The sequence below is a fragment of the Tahibacter harae genome (assembly GCF_024437735.1).
In the GTDB taxonomy this organism is placed as follows: Bacteria; Pseudomonadota; Gammaproteobacteria; order Xanthomonadales; family Rhodanobacteraceae; genus Tahibacter; species Tahibacter harae.
The window spans coordinates 159167-178630 of record NZ_JANFQO010000014.1; the positions used below are offsets into that span (position 1 = coordinate 159167).

Below are 19464 nucleotides of genomic sequence, written 5' to 3' on the forward strand. Positions count from 1 at the left end.
CTGTTTCCAGACAATCTGCGGCGGCGCCTGCCGCTTCCGGACTGCCTGCCCCGCAAGCTACCGTCCGGGGATGTCGCAGGCGCGGCTGCCGGGCCGCCGAAGCGCCGGGCCATCCAGCCGCGCCTGCGCCGGCCCCATCCCGCCCTGCGCCGCTGCATGGCCGCGATCCCAGCCACGCTGCCGACGCAGCCAGGCCGGCGCAGCATCCGGAGCTGGCCGCCACGGATCCCGCTCCGGCAGCACTCGCCGTTGCAACAAATCCCCGCAAAGCCGCCGCGCAATGATTCATCTGCTGCCGCCTCGCCGCCCCTGGCTAGGCGCTAGCGCGGTTTCCGGCCACAATCGCTACCGGCCTGCACCTTCGTGCGCGCCCCGAATACCACAGCCGCAGCTGCAAGGCCCGCCCGATGCGCAGTCCGACGATCAAAGACGTCGCCGAACGTTCCCAGGTTTCCCTCAAAACCGTATCCCGCGTCATCAACAACGAAGCCACCGTGCGCGAAGGCACCCGCAACAAGGTGCTGCGCGTCATCGCCGAGCTGGGCTACAAGCCCGATCTGTCGGCGCGCAGCCTGCGCAGCGCGCGCTCCTACGCCCTGGGCCTGGTCTACGACAACCCCAATCCGTATTACGTGATCGCGGTGCAGAGCGGCGTGCTGTCGGTGTGCCGCGAATCCGGCTACGGCCTGCAGATCCACCCCTGCAATTCCAACTCGCCCAACCTGGCCGACGAACTGGTCCACCTCGCCCGCCACGCGCGCCTGGCCGGCCTGGTGCTGGCGCCGCCCATGTCCGAGCGCCTGGAACTGATCCGCCACCTGACCGAGAACGACATCCATGTCGTGCGCATCATCTCGGCCGCGGCCGATCCCGAGGACGGCTTCCCCTGCGTCTACGTCGACGACCGCGACGCCGCCTACGACATCACCAAGCACCTGATCCAGCTTGGCCACCAGCGCATCGGCTTCCTCTGGGGCGGCGAGGCCCACCGCTCCAGTCCCGAGCGCTACCGCGGCTACGAGAGCGCGCTCAAGGACTACGGCATCCCGCTGGACAAGAAGCTCATCATTCCCGGCGACTACAGCTTCGACGACGGCTTCCGCGGCGCGCGCAAGCTGCTCGCGCTCAAGGACCGCCCCACCGCCATCTTCGGCTCCAACGACGAAATCGCCGCCGGCGTACTCGCCGCCGCCAAGTCCTCCGGCCTGGAAGTGCCCTACGACCTCTCCATCGCCGGCTTCGAAGACAGCCCCTTCTCCAAGCAATCCTGGCCCGCGCTGACCACCGCCAAGCAGGCCACCGAGGAAATCGCGCGGCACGCGACCCAACTGCTGATCTCCGAGATCGACCGCGAAGAGAACGATGTGGAGAAGCTCACCGTGGTGGGAAACAAGGGGTTCAGTCCGCAGCTGGTGGTGCGTGGGTCCACGGGGCCGGCGAGGGCGGCGTCCTAGTGGGTGAGGGTGCTCTACGGCAATCAGGAACAGCACCTGATGCTCCACAACGACACGGATGCCAGGAGAGCCCGTAGACGCAAAGCACCGCATCCGCCCGGGAGGGCCCAGGCCGCCAATAGCAGCCCGTTTGCCACATCACGCGGCCTCAGGCGCAACTCTCTCCTTCATCGCCAACAGCCGCTTGCGCACCATGCACAGGTTCGACAACCGCGAATAGCGCCGGAATCCGGCCGGTAGTCTTCGCCAAGCCTTTGAAGCGCACCTCCGCCGTCACTGCGTGCCCAGCCCCGGATCGGCATCTACGCCGATCTGCGCCCTCACGCCGAAGAAGCACGGGTTTCCCTCCTTATCTGATGCAAGGTGCCGGCCTACTACCGTCGCTGTAAGGCCCTGTCGAACTCACTGATCAAAGTCATCGGCAAAGATCGGCCCATCCACGGGGATATTGCGGAAGTTGTTGTAGATATTGCCTTCCAGCAGACCGATCGGCGCATGCACCACCGCGCGCAGCACGCTCTTGTCCAGCGCCGGCGCGGCCAGCCTGCGCAGTGTGCCGCGCAATTCCAATTGAGCGCCCGGTGCCGCGTCGAAACGGGCGGTGAGCTGTCCGTGGCGCAGCAGCAGGTCGCAGCGGCTGATGCCGGCGCCCGTGCAGCTCAAGCCACTTTCGCCGCCCTGCCAGGGCAGTTCCACGATCAGCGTGGCATCGGTGACAGCGGCATCGCCCGTGTAGCTGACACCGACGGTGAACGGCACGCTGTCACCTTCGTTGATGCCGGCCGGGAACGCCGGCACCTGTAAGCCCAGGTCGCCATGCTGCACGATGCCGATATCGAGCAGCGCATCGCGCCGCGTAGGCGGCAGCGGCGATTGCAACACCGTGCCTGAAATCAGTATCCCGTCAGCGTGCGGTACGAAGCTGCCGTTCCACTCCGATCGTGCGGCAAAGGGCTCGACGCCGCGCAGCTGCAGCGCCTGCGAACCGAGCACGCGCACCTGCTCCAGATCGAAGCGCTGCAGGAATTCGATGGAACGCCGGTCCTGGTGGAGCAGGCGCCGAAGCAATGCCTCGCCGTTGCCGGCCAGGACGATGCGGGTGATGAGGTCGCGTGTTTTCCCCTGCATGGGGGTGCGATAGACATAGCGCAGTCCGCTGCCGTCACTCTTGATCCGCAGCAGATGCGTGGTCTGCCCCGTCGCCGCTGCCATCGAGTTGTAGAACTGCACCAGCATCATGACATCGCCGTCCGCCAATGGCAGCAGATCCAGCAGCGCTGCGTCGGGCCAGGGTGCCGTTGGATAGTCGAACTGCCACAGCAATTCGCCCGATGTTGCGCTGTGCTTGGTCAAGCGCAGGGTGTCTCGATCAGCGAAACCCAGCGCAAATACGGCGTCGGCTGCGACCGAAAGACGCACCATTGATGCAAGCGGCGCTGCAGCTGAAGAGAACATCAGCGCACCGTCGACGCCGGAGCGCCGTTGCGCGCTCAGGCCAATCGGGCCTTCGATACTCCGGGCGGGCCAGAGCAGCGCGTCCTCGCCGATGCCGAGCAGAAAGGGCTCGGCCCAGTAGTTGCCCACGGACGGGGAATTCCAGCTGGCAAGCTGCTGTATCCACAACGTCTGCCCGCTGGCATCGCTCAGCCGCTGCAGCTCCTGCACGCGCGTCGGCGAATACAAGTTGTTGCGATAACCGTAGCTCACCAATGCATCATTGTTGGGTAGGCCGATGATGCGCGGCGGCTTCATGCTGCCGCTGGACACCGGCGCCTGGACGATGCTTCGCTCCCAGCGCTGCTGACCGTTCGCCCGATCGAGGCTGCGCACGAGCGCATCACCCATATCCGTCTCCTCCGCCAGCAGCAGCCGGTCCGGTGTCAACGCAACACCGGAGGGGCTCTGGCGCGGCGGGGCGGCATTTTCCCAAAGCACATCGCCGCTGTCGGCCGCCAGGCGTCTCACCCGCGTCGGTAGCGCCTTCCACGGCACCCCGGCAAGCACGAACAGGTCCGATCCGTCGCGGAACTCGCGTGGCTGCTGCACGCCGCGAGGCACGTCGGCGAGCGGGCGATCGTCGGAGAGACTGCCGTCAGGAATGCGGTAGCGGCGCAGTGCCAGGCTGCCGTCCGTCCGCCCCGGACCAGCAATAGCGATCAGGTCGGCCGACACCTGCCAGATGCGCCCAAGCACCGGAAACGGCATCGGCTGCTGCCAGAGCGGTTCGCCATCGCTGCCGGCCAGGCGTGCCAGCACGCCATTGGCGACCGGAAATGTGGTCGGGTCCGAGCCGATGTATACATCGTCCCCGAACACACCCAGCACAGCGCCAGCATACTCGCGCCGCCAGACTTCGGTGCCGCTTACTGCCGAGACACGGGCGAGTTCCCCAGCGGATACGCACAGGGGATCACCGGCAATGAAGAAAAGCTCGGAATATCCGGTATCGCAGTCCTCATTGCGCCACAACTGCTGCCCGCCGGCGGCATCCAGCACCTGCAGCGCTCCCGAATACGGCAGGTAGATACGCCCATCGCGCACAGCGATCACACCGAGCGACGCAACAGGCCTCAACCAGGCCAAACCGCCCTGCGGATTCAACTTTGCCAACAACGGCTGAGCATCGTCCCCTGGGCCGACGAGATAGGTATTGCCATCGCTGTCCACGGCGATTGGCCTTCTGGCAGGCCAATGGCCGTGAATTCCGGGAACACGGACCTGCCAGAGCCATTGTCCGCTCAGCCGGTCGATGGCAGTGACCACCGCGGCACCGTCGGAATATTTCGTCCTGGCGACCAGCCGGTCGCCGCCGATGGCGAAATAGTGGCCCTGCAGGGCCGAACTCCACTGCAATGCCCCGGAAGCATCCAAGCGTGCCACACTGGCATAGTTGAGGCCCGTGAACATCAGCAGCGTCGCACCGTCCGGCTCGGGCGCGAAATCGGCCGGCGTCCATTCCGACAGCGGCAGGGCAAAGCTCCAGGCAATGCTGCCGTCGCCGCTGACCTGCGAAAGCCGATAATCGTAACCGTCGGTCGACCCGACCAAGGCCGAGCCATCCGCCGTCCCCGCCAACTGGAAGCCATCTTCGGCACGCAGGCTGAAAGCCGGACCGGTTTCATTCCAATCCCGCTGCCAGCCCGCGCCAGCGCCTACAGCACAGGTCATGACGAACAGGAACAGCAACCACTGGTGCAAATGTCGCTTTATTGCGTGCATCGTCAGATTTCCTGCAAGCCTCGGGACGCCGGCGAGCCGGTATTCCTCGCCTTTCCTGGTCGGCGATGTTCCCACAGCATGACCGGCTCCGCGACCGCGGCAACGCCCATACCGACAAGGAGCAGACCCACTTCGGATCGTTGTTTGCGCTAGCCGGCCTGCCCCCGGCTCGCCGCCTCGAACCGAGATGCCCGGTTGCCGGCAGTTTTCGATCAGAGACGATCCGGCGGCTCCTGATCCGCCATTCGCATAGCCCCTGTTCGTTGCCGTCGAGCTGGGAGAAACCTGCTGCCATGCGCGGGCAGCATCGCCGCCACGATCCGCGCAGGCCTGGTGCCGCCTGAGTGCGCAGCGATCAAGCTGCCTTTCCGAACCGGGACATCCACTGCCTTTCCGAACCGGGACATCCACTGTCTCCTGAATCAGGACAGCCACTATCCATCGATTTTTCCGATCCGTCCCTCAGGCTTGCGCCCCCCGAACCGGGACATCCACGGTCTTCCCGCCCCCCCGAACCGGGACATCCACGGTCTTCCCGCCCCCCGAACCGGGACATCCACGGTCTTCCTGGACCGGACAACCATAAACCACCATTTTCCGACCCCAAACCAGGCACTTTTCCGAGGACGCCTCCCGCAGCCGCAAGCCATCCTGTGGCCATGACCACAGCCCGCGCCCTCATCGTCGACCCTGAAGTCCCCGGCTTCTACCATTGCGTCTCCCGCTGCGTACGACAAGCCTTCCTATGTGGAACAGACAGCTACACCGGCCGCTGCTTCGACCATCGCAGAGCATGGATTGAAGAAAGGTTGCTGCAGCTGGCGGAGATCTTCGCGATAGGCGTCTATGCCTATGCCGTAATGAGCAATCACGTGCATGTGGTGACCTACCTGGATCCAGGCGCCGCCACGGCCTGGTCGTCGGACGAAGTCGCCACGCGATGGATGCGCCTGTTTCCCGTTCGCGAGAACGGCCAGATCGATACCGAAGCGACGCATCTACGCGCGCAACTCATGGCCGGTAATCCGCAACGTATCGCCGTATGCCGTGCGCGGCTGGCCAGCCTCTCCTGGTTCATGCGCTGCCTGAATGAGCCGATTGCGCGCCGAGCCAACCGCGAGGACGCCTGCACCGGCCGCTTCTGGGAAGGCCGCTACCGCTGCCAGGCGCTGCTCGACGATGCTGCTGTCGTGGCTTGCATGGCCTATGTCGACCTCAATCCCGTGCGCGCCGGGATTGCCACTGACCTCAACACCTGCGACCACACCTCGATCAAGCGCCGTATCGCGTCGCTGAAGGCAGTCACCGAAACCGAAAGCGTCACGCTGAGACCGCTCATCGGTTTCCCGGCCCCTTCATTTCCGCTGGATTCGCAGCAATACCTGACCCTCGTCGACCTGACCGGGCAAGTCGCCCGCCCCGGCAAGCGTGGCAAACTCGCCCCGCAGGCAGTTCCACTGCTACGACTATTGGATGTTGATGACGCGCTCTGGTGTTATCAGGTCTTCGGCATACAGACACATTACTGGCGCGTGGTCGGCGCCGTCGAGGCGCTGATCGACAAAGCGCGGCGGCTGGGACAACGCTGGCTCAAAGGCAGTGGCGCACTGTCGCAGTCGACCATCGCGCACTGAAGGTCCGGCCGGTCATCGGTATCAGTTCGGTATCGGCTGAGACATCGCCACGTGCTGGTTCTTGCGCATTGCTAGCGGCGAGTGATGCCGCACCTCACGCTGTATAGGCGACGGATCCGCAAGCTATCGCCCGGGCCGTATCACAGGTCGTGGTTTTGTTCGCCGGGCTTCATGGGCTCCCCCGATTTGCCGCGCCGGATTTCATGGGTGTCCTAATTTGCTGCTGGGATTTCGTGGGTGTCCTGATTTGCTGCTTGGGCTCCCCGATTTGCTGCGCCGGATTTCATGGGTGTCCTGATTTGCTGCTGGTGTCCTGATTTGCTGCTGATTTGCTGCACGCTCACGGAACCGGCACGACCGCTTCGAATCCGTCGCCGAACAGCGGAACTTCCGGCGCGCCGTCACCGCCAAGAAACAGTACAAAAGTGCCAGAAGACGCCATGATATTCAGGCTTCCCGATGCAGGGCCAACGGCCTGGGGCGTGAAGGCGAATTCGACCGTACAGCCGCCAGGGCCGCCGACCTCGAAGGGCGGCTCTGGGCAGGTTCCGCCCGCGCGTACAAACGAGCCTGGCGGTACGCTGGTCGTATGCATTTGCACGACCACCAGCGGGACCGACCGGATGTTGTTCATCGTGGCCGTCAGTGTGCCGCTGGTGCTGCCTGCGGCTACAGAAGAGAACCAGAGCGACGTCGGAAAGATCTCCAGATACCCCACTTCGCCCTGCCCGTACAACCCGAAAGCGACGGAGCTGCCCCCGGCCAGCGTGACCGTGTGCGTCTGCGGGAACTGGGTGACGTCGGTAGGCGTGAAGGTGTGCTCGAGCGTGCAGCTTGACTGTGCGGCAATGGTGAAGGGAGGCGCGCCGCAGGTCCCTCCCGTGCGCGCATAGACGCCGGTAGCGGGCGTGATGGAAACAATGCTCAACGCCTGGCCGCCTGTATTGCGCAGGGTAGTCGCCTTCGGTTCGCTGGTTGTGCCGACGGCCCGGTATCCGAAATCCACCTGTCCCGGTGAGGGCACGAGATCGGCCTGCACACTGACGCCCACACCCAACAACAGCATTCCCAGTATCAGACGGGCACAACGCATGCAGGACTCCTCGCAAAGCGGACAGGGACCGGCACTGGGCCGCACCTCAATGGAACGACGAACGGCGGGGTTTTCTGCCATGGCGTTCAAACACCCCGAAGTAACGGGCCAAATAGCCTCGGCTGTGCTGTTCCAGGCGGCTAGCCGGAACCCGAGTCTCCCGGCAGCCACTCGCGCCGGCTTAACCGGCAGAGGTATCAAGGGCATCGTCAGGAGGCGAAAGGCAATGGTCCGGGAAGTCAACCTGACCCCGATAGCGGACTGCCGCCCAGTCCTCCAGCATGACTTCCGCCCCATCTGCGAGCGGATCAGCAAGGCGTAGGCTCTTGCTTCGGCTCTCGTGCCGGCATCGCTCGAGCGCGCGGCGATTCGCACTGTCATATACCAATCCAGAAGGAGCTCCCATGCACCCACGCATCTGCTTGTGCGGGCTGCTGCTCGCAGTCTCGGGCGCGGCCAGCGCCATAACTGCCGAGGAATTGATCGCGAAGAATCTCGAGGCAAAAGGCGGCCGCGATGCGATCAAGGCGATCCAATCGCTGCACTCGACCGGCAAGCTGTCTTTCACCGGCGATTTCTCGGTTGATCTCGCGCTCGACACGATCGTCAGCCGCGCCGGCAAGGTCCGGCAGGAGGCGTCGTTACAGGGCATGACGTCGGTGCAGGCCTACGATGGCACGGAGGGCTGGCAGATCCAGCCGTTCGGCGGCCGCAAGGATCCCGAGAAGCTGTCGGCCGACGACAGCAAGAGTCTGGTCGACGATGCCGACATCGACGGCCCGCTCGTCGACTGGCAGGCAAAGGGCAGCACGATCGAATACCTCGGCACCGAGGACGTCGACGGCACGGCGGCGCACAAGCTCAAGGTGAGCGAAAAGGACGGAGACGTGAAGTACTTCTACTTCGATCCTGACTACTTCCTGGAGATCCGCACGGTGACGCAGCGCAAGGTGCGCGGCAGCGAGCAGGCGTTGGAGAGCGACCTCGGCAACTACGAGAAAGTCGCCGGCGTCTATATCCCGTTCTCGATCGAGAGCGGGCCGAAGGGCGCGCCGAAGCAGCAGAAGATCACCCTCGATAAGGTCGAGGCGAACGTCCCGGTCGATAACGCGAAATTCGCGTTCCCGGCCTCCCCCGCTGCGTCGAAGTAAGGAGGCGACGACCATGCGCATGAAAAACAACCTCGCCGTGGCCCTCGCGCTCGCGGCCTTTTCGATCCCGGCCGCCGCGCAGGACGCGGCGGCGGCGCACTACGACGCCGGCACGATCTCCGGCCTCGGCGCGCGCAACATCGGCTCCGCGACGATGAGCGGCCGCATCTCGGCGCTCGACGCGCGCGTCGTCGACGGCAAGACGCTGCTCTATGTCGGCGCGGCGAGCGGCGGCGTCTGGAAGTCGACCGACGGCGGTACGACCTTCAAGCCGGTATTCGACAAGCAGCCCGTGCAATCCATCGGTGCCGTCACGATCGATCCGAAAAACCCGCAGGTCGTATGGGTGGGAACGGGCGAAACGTGGACGCGCAACAGCGTTTCCATCGGCAACGGCATCTACAGGTCGACCGACGGCGGCGACACCTGGACGTACCTGGGATTGCCCGAATCGGAGCGCATCTCGCGCATTGTCGTGCACCCGCAGCGCACCGACACGGTCTACGCCTGCGTACCCGGCAAGCTGTGGAGCGACTCCACGGCGCGCGGCCTCTACGTCACGCACGACGGCGGCCGCAACTGGACGCTCGCGCTCAAGGGACCCAACGCCTCGACGGGCTGCGCCGACATCAGCATCGACGCGAAAGACCCTGACCACCTGTTCGTCTCGCTCTGGGATTTCCGCCGCAAGGGCTGGACGTTCCGCTCCGGCGGCGACGGCCCGGAGGCCGTGTCCGGTTCGGGCTTGTTCGAGACGCGCGACGGCGGCAAGTCATTCGCATCGATCGAGCCCGGCAAGCAAAACGGTCTGCCGGCCAAGCCCTGGGGCCGCATCGGCGTGACGATCGCGCCGAGCGACCCGAAGCGCGTGTACGCCGTGATCGAAGGTGTGCGCAGCGCCCTGTTCCGTTCCGACGACGGGGGCCGCACCTGGACCGAGGGCGACCGCAGCCAGTCCATGGTCTGGCGGCCGTTCTACTTCTCGCGCCTGATCGTCGACCCGAAGAATCCCGACAAGCTCTTCAAGCCGAACCTGCCGCTGATCGTCTCGCTCGACGGCGGCAAGAGCTTCTCGTCCACGGGCGGCGGTGCGCACGGTGACTGGCACGACCTCTGGATCAACCCCGACAACACCAATCACGTCATCGGCGGCGACGACGGCGGCCTGTTCCTGAGCTACGACGGCGGCAATCGCTGGTGGAAGGGCGACAACCTGCCGATCTCGCAGTTCTACCACGTGAGCGCCGATGACCAGGATCCGTACCAGGTCTACGGCGGCTTGCAGGACAACGGCTCGTGGGTGGGCGATTCGGCGAATCCGGGCGGCATCACGAACGCCCGCTGGGAGCCGGTGTTCTTCGGCGACGGTTTCTGGGTGTTCCCCGATCCGGCGGATCCGGACTACCTCTACGCGGAAGCCCAGGGCGGTTTCCTCGGGCGCGTCAACCGTCACACGAAACAGACCCGCTTCATCGCGCCGACCGCCGGCTTCAAGGAAAAGCTGCGTTACAACTGGAACACACCGATCGAGCTCTCGCCCAACGAGAAGGGCACGATCTACTACGGCGCACAGTTCCTGTTCCGTTCGCGCGACCAGGGCCAGAACTGGGAGCGCATCTCGCCCGACCTCACCACCAACGACCCGGGCAAGCAGAAGCAGGAGGAATCGGGCGGCATCACGGTCGACAACTCCGCCGCCGAGATGCACACGACCATCTACTCGATCAGCGAGTCGCCCAAGGACGGCAAGGTGATCTGGGTTGGCACCGACGACGGCAACGTGCAGCTCACGCGCGACGGCGGCAAGTCGTGGAACAACCTGGTGGGCAACATCAAGGGACTGCCGAAGAATGCGTGGGTCAGCACGGTCGAAGCGTCCCTGCACGACGCCGGCACCGCATACGCGACGTTTGATCGCCATACCTTCGGCGACATGGATCCCTACGTCTACCGCACGCGCGACTTCGGCCGCAGCTGGCAGAAGATCGCGGGCAAGGAACAAGGGCTGCGCGGCTACGCACACGTCGTCAAGGAAGACACGGTCGATCCGGATGTGCTGTTTGTCGGTACCGAGTTCGGCCTGTGGATCTCCACCGACGGCGGCGCGCGCTGGGCCAAGTTCGAGGGCGGCAACTTTCCGAGCGTCGCGGTGCGCGACCTGGCCGTGCAGGCGCGCGATGCCGACCTGGTGATAGCGACCCACGGCCGCGGCATCTGGATCATCGACGACATCACGCCACTGCGCTCGATTGACGACACCCTGCTCGCCCGGGATGCGGCCTTTGTCGCCGCACGCCCGGTGCAACAGCGCATCGCCAGTTTCGGCGGGAGCGTCGAGGGTGACGCCAAATTCGTCGGCGACAACCCGTCGAACGCCGCGGTCATCACCTACTACCAGCGTACGCGTCACCTCTTCGGCGACCTGAAGATCGAGGTGCTAGACCCCCACGGCAAGGTGATCGAGACGCTGCCCGCGTCGAAGCGTCGGGGCCTCAACCGCATCACGTGGTCGATGCGCGTGAAGCCACCCGTCGTACCGCCCGCGGCGCAGCTCGCCAACTTCGGCACGATCGGCCCGCGCGTAGTGCCGGGCACCTACAAGGTACGCATGACCAAGAACAAGCAGGTCTACGAGACGCCGCTCGAGGTCTCGGTAGACCGGCGCACGAAGCTGACGGTCGCCGAGCGCCAGGCACAATTCGACGCAGCGATGCGCGTGCACGGCATGTTCGGTGAAATGACAGGCCTGATGGCACGCATCAACGCCGTCCGCGACCAGGCAGCCGCCATCGGCGCGAAGCTCCCGGAAGGCGACCCGGCACGCAGCAAGGTGGCCGCACTCAGTGAAAAAGCCGACGCGATCCGCAAGGAAATCGTCGCCACGAAGGAAGGCGGCGCCATCACCGGCGAGGAGCGCCTGCGCGAGAAGCTGGACAGCGTATACGGTGCGATCGTGTTCTACGACGGCGCACCGGGCACGCATCACCTGGCCACCGTCGACGCGCTGCAGAAGGAAATGAGCGAAGTCGCTACGCGCTTCGATGCCCTCGTCGCGAAAGACCTGCCGCCGGTCAACGACGCCCTGAAGGCGAAAGGCGCACCCGCGATCCAGGTCCCGCCCGCACAGCCGGCGGCCGCGAGCGCCCTGTCCAGCGCCGACCTCAACGCCGCGTTCTCCGCATGGCGCGGCGCCCCGTTCGGTCGCGGCACCGACCTGCGCGGGGCGAAGGCGAAGCACATCGCCCGCTGAGCGGGAAGCTGCGTCGGCAACAAAACGGCCCGCTATGGCGGGCCGTTTTGTTTGTGGGAAACGGGGCAAGGGTCAACTTCCAAGGTGCTTTTTCCGGGAGTTGACCTGTCGCGCCCTGTCAACGTGAACAGGGCGCTTTGAAATAGGCGACTGCGAACGGGGCCAGGCTAACTTACCGGAGCGGCACGCCGAAGTTAACCTGGCCCGGATAGCCCGCAGATGCGACAGGGCTCCGCCAGCTTGCGGGCTATCACTCATGGGGTCGGTGCGACCGCCTCAAACCCGTCGCCGAAAAGCGGGGTTTCCGGTGCACCGTCACCGCTTAGCGAAAAGCCAAAGCTGCCGGAGCCGAGAATGTTCATACTGGCTGAGTGCGAACCGACGTGGTCGGGTACGAATCGATAGGTTAGCGTGCAAGAGCTACTGGCACCCCAGTAGAACGGTACCTGCGTGGGGCAGGTGCCTCCTGTGCGCACGAAGGCGCTAGCATCGGGGCCGTCCAAATACATATGCGAGACAGTCATGCCCACTGGTCTTAAATTGCTCAGGTTGATGGTCTGCCCCTCAGAGCTTGTCCCCACATCTACCGGAAAGTACGACAAGCTGGGCGGCCAGATATCCAGATACGCCACATTGCCCTCACCCGCCAGCCCGAAGTCGACGCGCCCGCCCCCAGCTAGCGTGAGGTGGGCGTAGCCGCAATACGCCTGAACCAGGTAGGGCGTGAAGGTGTGCTCGATCGTGCAGCTGGCTTGGGGGGCGACGGTGAACGGCGGCTCGCCGCAGGTCCCGCCGGCGCGCACAAACGCGGCGAGGGTGACCGCCGACACGGCCGTGACGGTCACGGCCTGGTTGCCCGTGTTCCTGAACGTCGTTGGCATCGGGTCGCTGGTGGCGCCTGTTGCTTGATCGCCGAAATCCACCTGGGCCGGAGAAGGGACGAGAACAGCGCCCCCGCTGCTGATTCCGCCCAACAGCGCCATTCCCAGCAATAGCGGTTTCATTGTTCGATGCCTTGGCTGCAGTGGTTGAGGAGGGGGCGCCCGCAAGGGGGCGTCTGCTCAACTAAACGACGGACACGCGGGAATCCTGCCATCGTGTTGTCGCTGGCTTCTGCGGGTGGAGGCGCGCTCTGTTCGGGGTGTTACAGATCGGGGGTGGGTTAACTTCCGGCGAGTTGTTTTGGGAAGTCAACCTGACCCCGATACTGCGCCCCCAGGGGAGTTGCCCGCCACAGTCGCGCGTCACAATCTACCTTCGAGGTAGGTCCGCATAATATCGCTTGAGAAACTCTGCCAACACCTCAGCTGAAACGTAAGCAGCATATTTCTGATATCCATCTGCCTTTTTCCCGTCAGCAAAATCACATATCGCTTTAATTCCAAAAGTATATGGCCTCGGCGAATCACAGGTCTGTCCTGCGAGATATAGACCATACAATTCCATCTCCAACCCTTTTGCCTTTCTATGCTGCCGGAGCACATTCGTCACAACCCTCTCGTCAGCCACCACTGCCGATCCGGACGCAACCGGCGCGCGAACAAGCTTCGGCGGCTGCGAAGGCCGCTCCGGCCATCGCCGCCAAATTCTAGTCAGCATCTCCTCATCCGCCTGCAGTTGGTCAATTCGAGTCGAGACTTCCCTTGGCGCCTGAATCATGTGGGGATCAATCTCGAACCCCTCCAACGACGTACTAGCTACAGTTGTGAACTTTCCACTCTGGTAGTCCCATGCGCAATCCGCAAATATCACATCACCTTCACGAATATTTTTTCCGATTCCTGCACATATACCCGGCATTACAAGAAGCCGGGGCCTAAGCTTCTCGATCAGTTTCGCGGCGAGAAGCGCAGTCGAGAGCATCCCCATTCGTTCCGCGACCGCACACACAACAGAATGCGACGCACCGCCGCTTTCGAATGTGCCTCGCGAGATGAATGTAGAATCGTCTATTGGTTCTTCCGCACCCCATCGCCACGGAAGGTTCCGAATTGCGATCATCTCGGGATCTTTTAGTGCAGTCAGAACTACGACGTCGGTCTGATATGACCTAGCTTCAGTTTGTGAAACACAGCTGAGCAAATACGCCACGCAATTCGAAATTCGATCGAGCCAGCCATCCTCCACTTCCGAAGTTTCCACTACTACCCAGGTTTCGGCTCCGAAGTACTTTGATTGGCTCGCCGCGACATCAGCGTAAGCCGTAATGCCAACGACTTTTGTCGGCTTCTTTAAGCTTTTCTTCTCCACGATTTCTGTCAGCAGAGTAATCGAAGCATCCGCCGACTCCACGCTCTCCACTCTATTAGGCAGAAGAATGTCTAGCAGAAGTAAATCTACCTGCTCTGCTCTTAGATACTCTCGAGCATCAGAAGCAGTTCTCTTATCGACAATAGATTCCCTAGGCAAACCGAGCTTCGTCGTAAGGTGCTCAACAATTTTTCTAATACGCAAGACATTGTCATCTGCCAAAAGAATTTTCATTCACTCACTCCATCAAATGCTTCCCTCAGCTTTTCTTCAAGACGCATTCTCCACGAATCAGTCAGAGGACCGTAGTAGACAAAGCCCCTAAAAATTTTCCCGTGCTCACTAATCAAACGAGCCTCGAGAGAGGACAATTCAATCTGCCGACCGTTCTTGTTGAAAGCTTCATACTGAGTAACAATAACTACGGGCGAAGACATTCGACGGAATTTCATGTATCTAAGAACTTCTTCGCCACCAGTTCCCTGAGGCCGCCCCCCCGGCTCGCCAGCAGAAACGTCAAATGTTGGCAGAGACATATCTAAAAGCACCAGATCTGGAGATTGCGCAGCTATTTCTGCAATCGCGGATTTTACTGATTTCGCAAATGAAACCGTTACTCCCGGGAGAATTTTTTCGACCGCCTCCTCCAGGTTTCGAAGCTTGGGCGGTTCGTCATCGGCGATCAGAACACGCATTACTTCCTTCCTCGGTTGGCAATAAAAGACAAGGTTAGTTCCAAAAAGAACAAATTTTCCGACAAAAAACCGAAATCCATCTTTCCTTTTGCGGACTGAAAAACAATGCTTGCAAGCTTAGAGAGACCACTCCCCCCCTCTCTCCGCGCCATCCGGAAGTCTGCTTGCTCGATAAGCTGCCTTTTTCGCTCCAACATTGCAGCCCGCGCCGAGGCAAAATCTCCCCCAAGAACCACACTGTTTTCGACACGTATAGTTAGAGTTTCCTCCAGTCTGTCGTAAGATATGTCTATCGAATAAGACAGCGCCGGATCCCCTGATCTTTTTGCAACATTGTCTAGAATTACAAACATAACATCGAGAAGAACAGGAAGAGATCCAGCGCTGACAACTAGTGACGCGTCACACCTCCTGAGCGGCTCTGGCAAAGCGTCGGCCGAGTTAATAGCCCGCGCCGAAGCTAGTGCAATATCTATGATCTCGTCTGCACTAAATTCCGAGTCCTCAGGCATGGCCGGATTGAACCACGATGCAACACTCTCGATTGCCGCCTGCACATTCCCCGCCGCATTTACAACTGCCCGATCCAGCTCCGCTCGAATTTCAGATGCAGGCATGACTGAGATGCGAGTGCGCAACGCCTGGAATAGCGACGCCACCTCTTTCGAGGTTTCCACCCTAAGTAGCGACTGCGCAGCCTGGAGGGACGGGTTTAGGAGACCCCACAGGCTCGCCATCAAAGTCGCCAGAAATGTATCAATCGACCTATCCTGAATCGCAACACTTTTTATTAGGTGATAATTTGGCGCAAGCAACCTCGCATCGAATATTCCATAAGGCTTACTTTCGCTTTTGACATGCAATAGAACGTCTTTCAGTCGAACAAGGACCTCGTCGAAATCCCGAGCGAATGCAGCCAAGGCGGACTGGAAAGCCGCAGCGAGAGCTAAGTCGTCGAAGTGACCAGCCCAACGAACATTTTCTCTGTATGTGCCGTCGGGAGCGCGCTGGGTTATGACTCCTTCTTTTTCCGCAGGCGATCTAATGTAGCCAACTACAGAACCGTGCCGAACACGCTTACTGAGATAGCTATCGAGGCCGTGGGGCACATCAAAAAGAAATCGCTCTCTAGCCTGAAGAATCATCGACACAAGAAGCTCGTCAGCTTCGCTCTCCGGAACTTCAAGTAGGTATTTTGCGTTCTCATTTAGATCACGGATGACGGCATCATACGTCTCAGCACCCGGCCCTGTTCTTTTGAGCGAGATAAATCGATGGAAGCTCTCAAGAAGATCACGCTTCAATACAGTTCTTAGAGCGTCGGTATCCACGTGCACGCGGCTACCGTCAAGCGCCTGAAGACCTTTACGAACTGTCAGCTCGCGAGAGATATTGACCAGCTCATCTGTGTACTCGCCACTTGAATCCATTCCCGACATAACCAGAAGTGCGCATATGTCGCGTCGCTCTTCTAGTACACGCCTGGAGCTGTTCACCAGTGGCAACATATCGAGAACAGAAACCACACAGACCTGACCCAAAAAGAAGGCGATTTCTCTCTTGTCATAGTCCGGCAAATTCTCTCTGAGTTCGGATGGGAAAGACAAAGATTGCGACTCAAGAAAGCTTTCGAGTGCGAAGCACCTATAGGAGTGTATTTTGTCGTCGGCTACGACCTGAGCCAGCACGGCGAGCGCATTTGACACCCTGAAATCGTAGACATGAGGCTGTAGGTCCTCCCAATCGACCGCCAAGAAAACCTCCTTAAGCGGTAGAGTCGAGGGATCAACCCCATGCACGGCATGCTCCCTGCTTATGATTCGACAGGCACTAGCTAAATTCTTAGTTTCGCCGTAAATCTCTAAAGCCAGAATTGCACTTCTGGCTTCTATAACCCTGTTAGATGATTGAAGCGCGATACCAATATGGTGTTCGGCCTCGCGCATTGCGTCTCGACGAACAGCACCGATGGAACGCGCATATGCGTACACCGAACCATCTAACAAGTCCTCCCCATGGTGACGCCTGCCCAGACATAGCAGGCAGAATGTAGCAGCCGCGCCTCCTCTACTGGCGAGTTCCTGTAAAGATTCGATAGCTTCCGGCGCACCATCAACTAGCCAGTCAAAGATCGACTCTTCCTCGCAGTTTTGAGCGATGCCCGACCAGTGATTGAGAAGCCCTTCTACAGTCGTCGCTCTCTCGGCGCCAATTGTTTCTAGCAGCGCTTCAGCAATAGGAAGCCCCGAGAATATGTGAGCGAATTTTCGGAGCCAGTTTTGGTAGTTTTCCCTATCATTACCTAACTGCGCATCTTTTCTGAATAGCGACACTAGCGCTGCGACAATTTTCTTGTGTACCGCACTTCCGCCTGGAAAATCGACCTTCCTTGAAAATCTAGAGGAAGCTCTAGCAGTAGCTATTGTGACAAGACTGGCTATAGATGCTGGAGATACAGACAATAGTCTCCTTTGTTCTCGCAACGCATGAGAAATTTTCCCGGAAAACAACGCATCCAAACTCCCCGCCAACGTGCCGTCGAAAGTCCTTGGCCGCGAGACAAAGCGCAGCCTAATTTTTTTTAACCTACCATCATCGATCTCGGACATTGCCGCGAGAGCAGAAGCAATACCTGCCATCAACCTCTTGTCAGAGTAAAAATTTGTCGACAAATGGCCCAGAATGCCAACGAATGTCTCATAAATATCGACTAGGTGATGGTTCTGTTCGATGCGTAGCACTGCTGCTATATCGCGACGACTGCGCCCCTTCTCCGCTAGGAGTTTGAATCTCAAATATACAGCCAGATCCTGCCGCCCTAGTTTGGCGGACCTTCGAGTGAAATGATCAACAAACCAGCCAATAGACACGTCCTCTTCACTACGCTGGCTTGCGTAGTGCGCCAAAAATGGAAGAACGCCCGCCTTGTTTTCTGTGCGGAGCTCCTCAACAAACTTTTTTTGGGCGTTCTGGCCATAACCATATTGCATGCCTCCGATTTTTAGCTGGGTCGACCATAAAGAGACACCAAATGCATCTTCATGCGCCGTTAGCAGACTGATGACATCGGGGTAGTTGCCCTGCATCAACTGGGTGGATATTTTTTTTGAGCATGAAAGGTGCGCAGAAATCGTGCTAGATTGAATCGCCAGTCTTTCCGATATCCAACTGATTTCGTGCTCGATAGGGAGTTCCTTCTGGAATCTCAATACCGAGAGATAATCGTAGGCTATCGGAAGAGCTGAAAATCTCGCGGACTGAACAGAAGAGAATTTTGCTAGATTTTGAAAAAAATTCTTATGCTCTCTGATTGGTGTTCTTTCGCGCGCCACCAAAAGCGCACGAATAAATCCGGCGCGAAATTGTGACGCTCTTGACCGGTCGCCAACCTCGTGATCCGAGGACTGCGCCTTAGCGACAACAGCACGTATTGCAGCCATAGCCGAGGGCTTCTTTTTGGTTCGGGGACTGCCCATTTCTCTGCCTCCCAATCTGCGTGATCTGGTGCTATCCGTGAGTACGAAACGCTGTCGAACGGGGTGCGAGAGATGCCTCATGTAGAGACGCCAAAGCCGCTTTCTACCTTCACGACAGATGGAGACAGGTTAACTTCCTTCGGCGACACGGTCTAAGCACAACTCGCTGCCTCGCCTGTCCGCGCATCGTCCGACGTCAAGTTGACGTCGTTGTGAGTTAACCTGACCCCGATAGTCTCCGATCTCATCCGCTTTGAGCCAGTAGAGCTATCCCGTTTAGGCTGCGCCGAGTAAGCTTTTCCTCCCATGGCGGCAACATGGGATCAACACTCTTGACGCCCGCCCCATCCAGTACAACAATTCGTCCGTTGCCGCCAATTCGGCAACCGGGTTTAGCGGCCCGAAAAACACGGCGCACACAGCGCCGCACTGAACGCCGACTTTTTTTAGGTTCTTCACCCATTACCGGGGAAGGCGGCGCGGATTTTGAGGAAGAAGTAAGCGTCGTCACGGAAGCCGTAAGCGATGCGGTTGATGACCTTGATGCGGTTGTTGATGCCTTCGAGCAGGTTGGTGCCCAGCGGCCATCAACAGTGGGCCAGGATGCCTGGGAGTTAGGGTTCCAGGCATCGGGCGAAGTGTTGCAGCGGCGCCAAGCCGCTGCCCATCGCGCGTCGACTCCACGATAGCCAAGCTTTCTTCGCCCAGGCTCGGCTTCGGTAGCGCCAGAGCTGCTTGAGGTCATCCTTGAGCAGGTAAACGGTAAGCAGCGCTTTGTTGGCCGCCAGCAGTTCGTCCAGTTGCACGATCTTGTCGGCCGGAACGTTCTCCCGGTTGCGTAGCAACAACCAGCGCGATGTCTTGACCACCCGACGCGCCGGCTTGTCGGCACGAAGTCGATTGGCCTCGTCCACGCGCACTCGGTCAATGACTTCGCGGCCGTACTTGGCGATGACATGGAACAGGTCGTAAACCACTTCGGCCTTCGGGTAGTGCTGACGTACTTCCAGGTCGTAGGCCGAATTTGTAATGACCCAGCGGTTTCTGCACAGGTCACGCCGCTAATCGATACGCCTCAGCGGGTGTCTTCATGCCCAGCGCCTGATGCGGTCGCCGGGCGTTATAGAACTGGATCCAATCGCTGATCACGCGGCTGGCGTGCTGCTGGCTTTCGAAGCGGTGGCGGTGGATGCATTGCTCCTTCAGTGTCCGGATCACCCGCTCGACCATGCCGTTCTGCTG

At 60.6% G+C, this 19464-nt stretch carries 11 protein-coding genes and 1 pseudogene; 4 read left to right on the forward strand and 8 right to left on the reverse strand.

From position 1 onward, the window contains the following. The first annotated feature begins 407 nt into the window (after positions 1-407). Positions 408-1454: a LacI family DNA-binding transcriptional regulator gene (locus NM961_RS15650; RefSeq protein WP_255915343.1), complete on the forward strand. Its 1047-nt coding sequence runs from the start codon at positions 408-410 to the stop codon at positions 1452-1454. Positions 1455-1856: 402 nt separating this feature from the next. Here NM961_RS15650 and NM961_RS15655 read toward each other — a convergent pair whose 3' ends face one another. Continuing rightward, positions 1857-4673 carry an outer membrane protein assembly factor BamB family protein gene (locus NM961_RS15655; RefSeq protein WP_255915344.1) on the reverse strand — a complete coding sequence of 939 codons (2817 nt, stop codon included), beginning with the start codon at positions 4671-4673 and terminating at the stop codon, positions 1857-1859. 659 nt (positions 4674-5332) lie between these two features. Here NM961_RS15655 and NM961_RS15660 point away from each other — a divergent pair. Then, positions 5333-6307: a hypothetical protein gene (locus NM961_RS15660; RefSeq protein ID WP_255915345.1), complete on the forward strand. Its 975-nt coding sequence runs from the start codon at positions 5333-5335 to the stop codon at positions 6305-6307. 340 nt (positions 6308-6647) lie between these two features. On the opposite strand, the gene NM961_RS15665 is transcribed toward NM961_RS15660, so the two are convergent. Further along, positions 6648-7400 (reverse strand): choice-of-anchor D domain-containing protein, encoded by a 753-nt coding sequence (locus NM961_RS15665; protein WP_255915346.1) that lies wholly within the window; start codon positions 7398-7400, stop codon positions 6648-6650. Between the two features lie 404 nt (positions 7401-7804). Here NM961_RS15665 and NM961_RS15670 point away from each other — a divergent pair, with 404 nt between their 5' ends. Further along, complete coding sequence (locus NM961_RS15670; RefSeq protein WP_255915347.1) at positions 7805-8551, forward strand: LolA-like protein; 747 nt, start codon at positions 7805-7807, stop codon at positions 8549-8551. Between the two features lie 19 nt (positions 8552-8570). Next, positions 8571-11801, forward strand: coding sequence for a WD40/YVTN/BNR-like repeat-containing protein (locus tag NM961_RS15675; protein ID WP_255915348.1), 3231 nt, complete (start codon positions 8571-8573; stop codon positions 11799-11801). A gap of 254 nt (positions 11802-12055) precedes the next feature. Here NM961_RS15675 and NM961_RS15680 read toward each other — a convergent pair whose 3' ends face one another. From NM961_RS15680 to NM961_RS15705, 6 genes and pseudogenes are all read right to left on the reverse strand, one after another. Next, on the reverse strand, positions 12056-12805 hold the full coding sequence (locus tag NM961_RS15680) for a choice-of-anchor D domain-containing protein (protein ID WP_255915349.1): 750 nt from the start codon (positions 12803-12805) through the stop codon (positions 12056-12058). 247 nt (positions 12806-13052) lie between these two features. After that, on the reverse strand, positions 13053-14285 hold the full coding sequence (locus NM961_RS15685; protein ID WP_255915350.1) for a 5'-methylthioadenosine/S-adenosylhomocysteine nucleosidase family protein: 1233 nt from the start codon (positions 14283-14285) through the stop codon (positions 13053-13055). After that, positions 14282-14746: a response regulator gene (locus NM961_RS15690; protein ID WP_255915351.1), complete on the reverse strand. Its 465-nt coding sequence runs from the start codon at positions 14744-14746 to the stop codon at positions 14282-14284. Before NM961_RS15690 ends, NM961_RS15685 begins: the two co-directional genes overlap by 4 nt. Beyond that, complete coding sequence (locus tag NM961_RS15695; RefSeq protein WP_255915352.1) at positions 14746-18186, reverse strand: hypothetical protein; 3441 nt, start codon at positions 18184-18186, stop codon at positions 14746-14748. Before NM961_RS15695 ends, NM961_RS15690 begins: the two co-directional genes overlap by 1 nt. 491 nt (positions 18187-18677) lie before the next feature. Further along, positions 18678-19244: pseudogene (locus tag NM961_RS15700) on the reverse strand (transposase); the annotation flags it as partial. A 31-nt stretch (positions 19245-19275) separates the two neighbouring features. Continuing rightward, a partial coding sequence (locus NM961_RS15705) for an integrase core domain-containing protein (RefSeq protein WP_255915353.1) occupies positions 19276-19464 on the reverse strand: 189 nt, incomplete at its 5' end.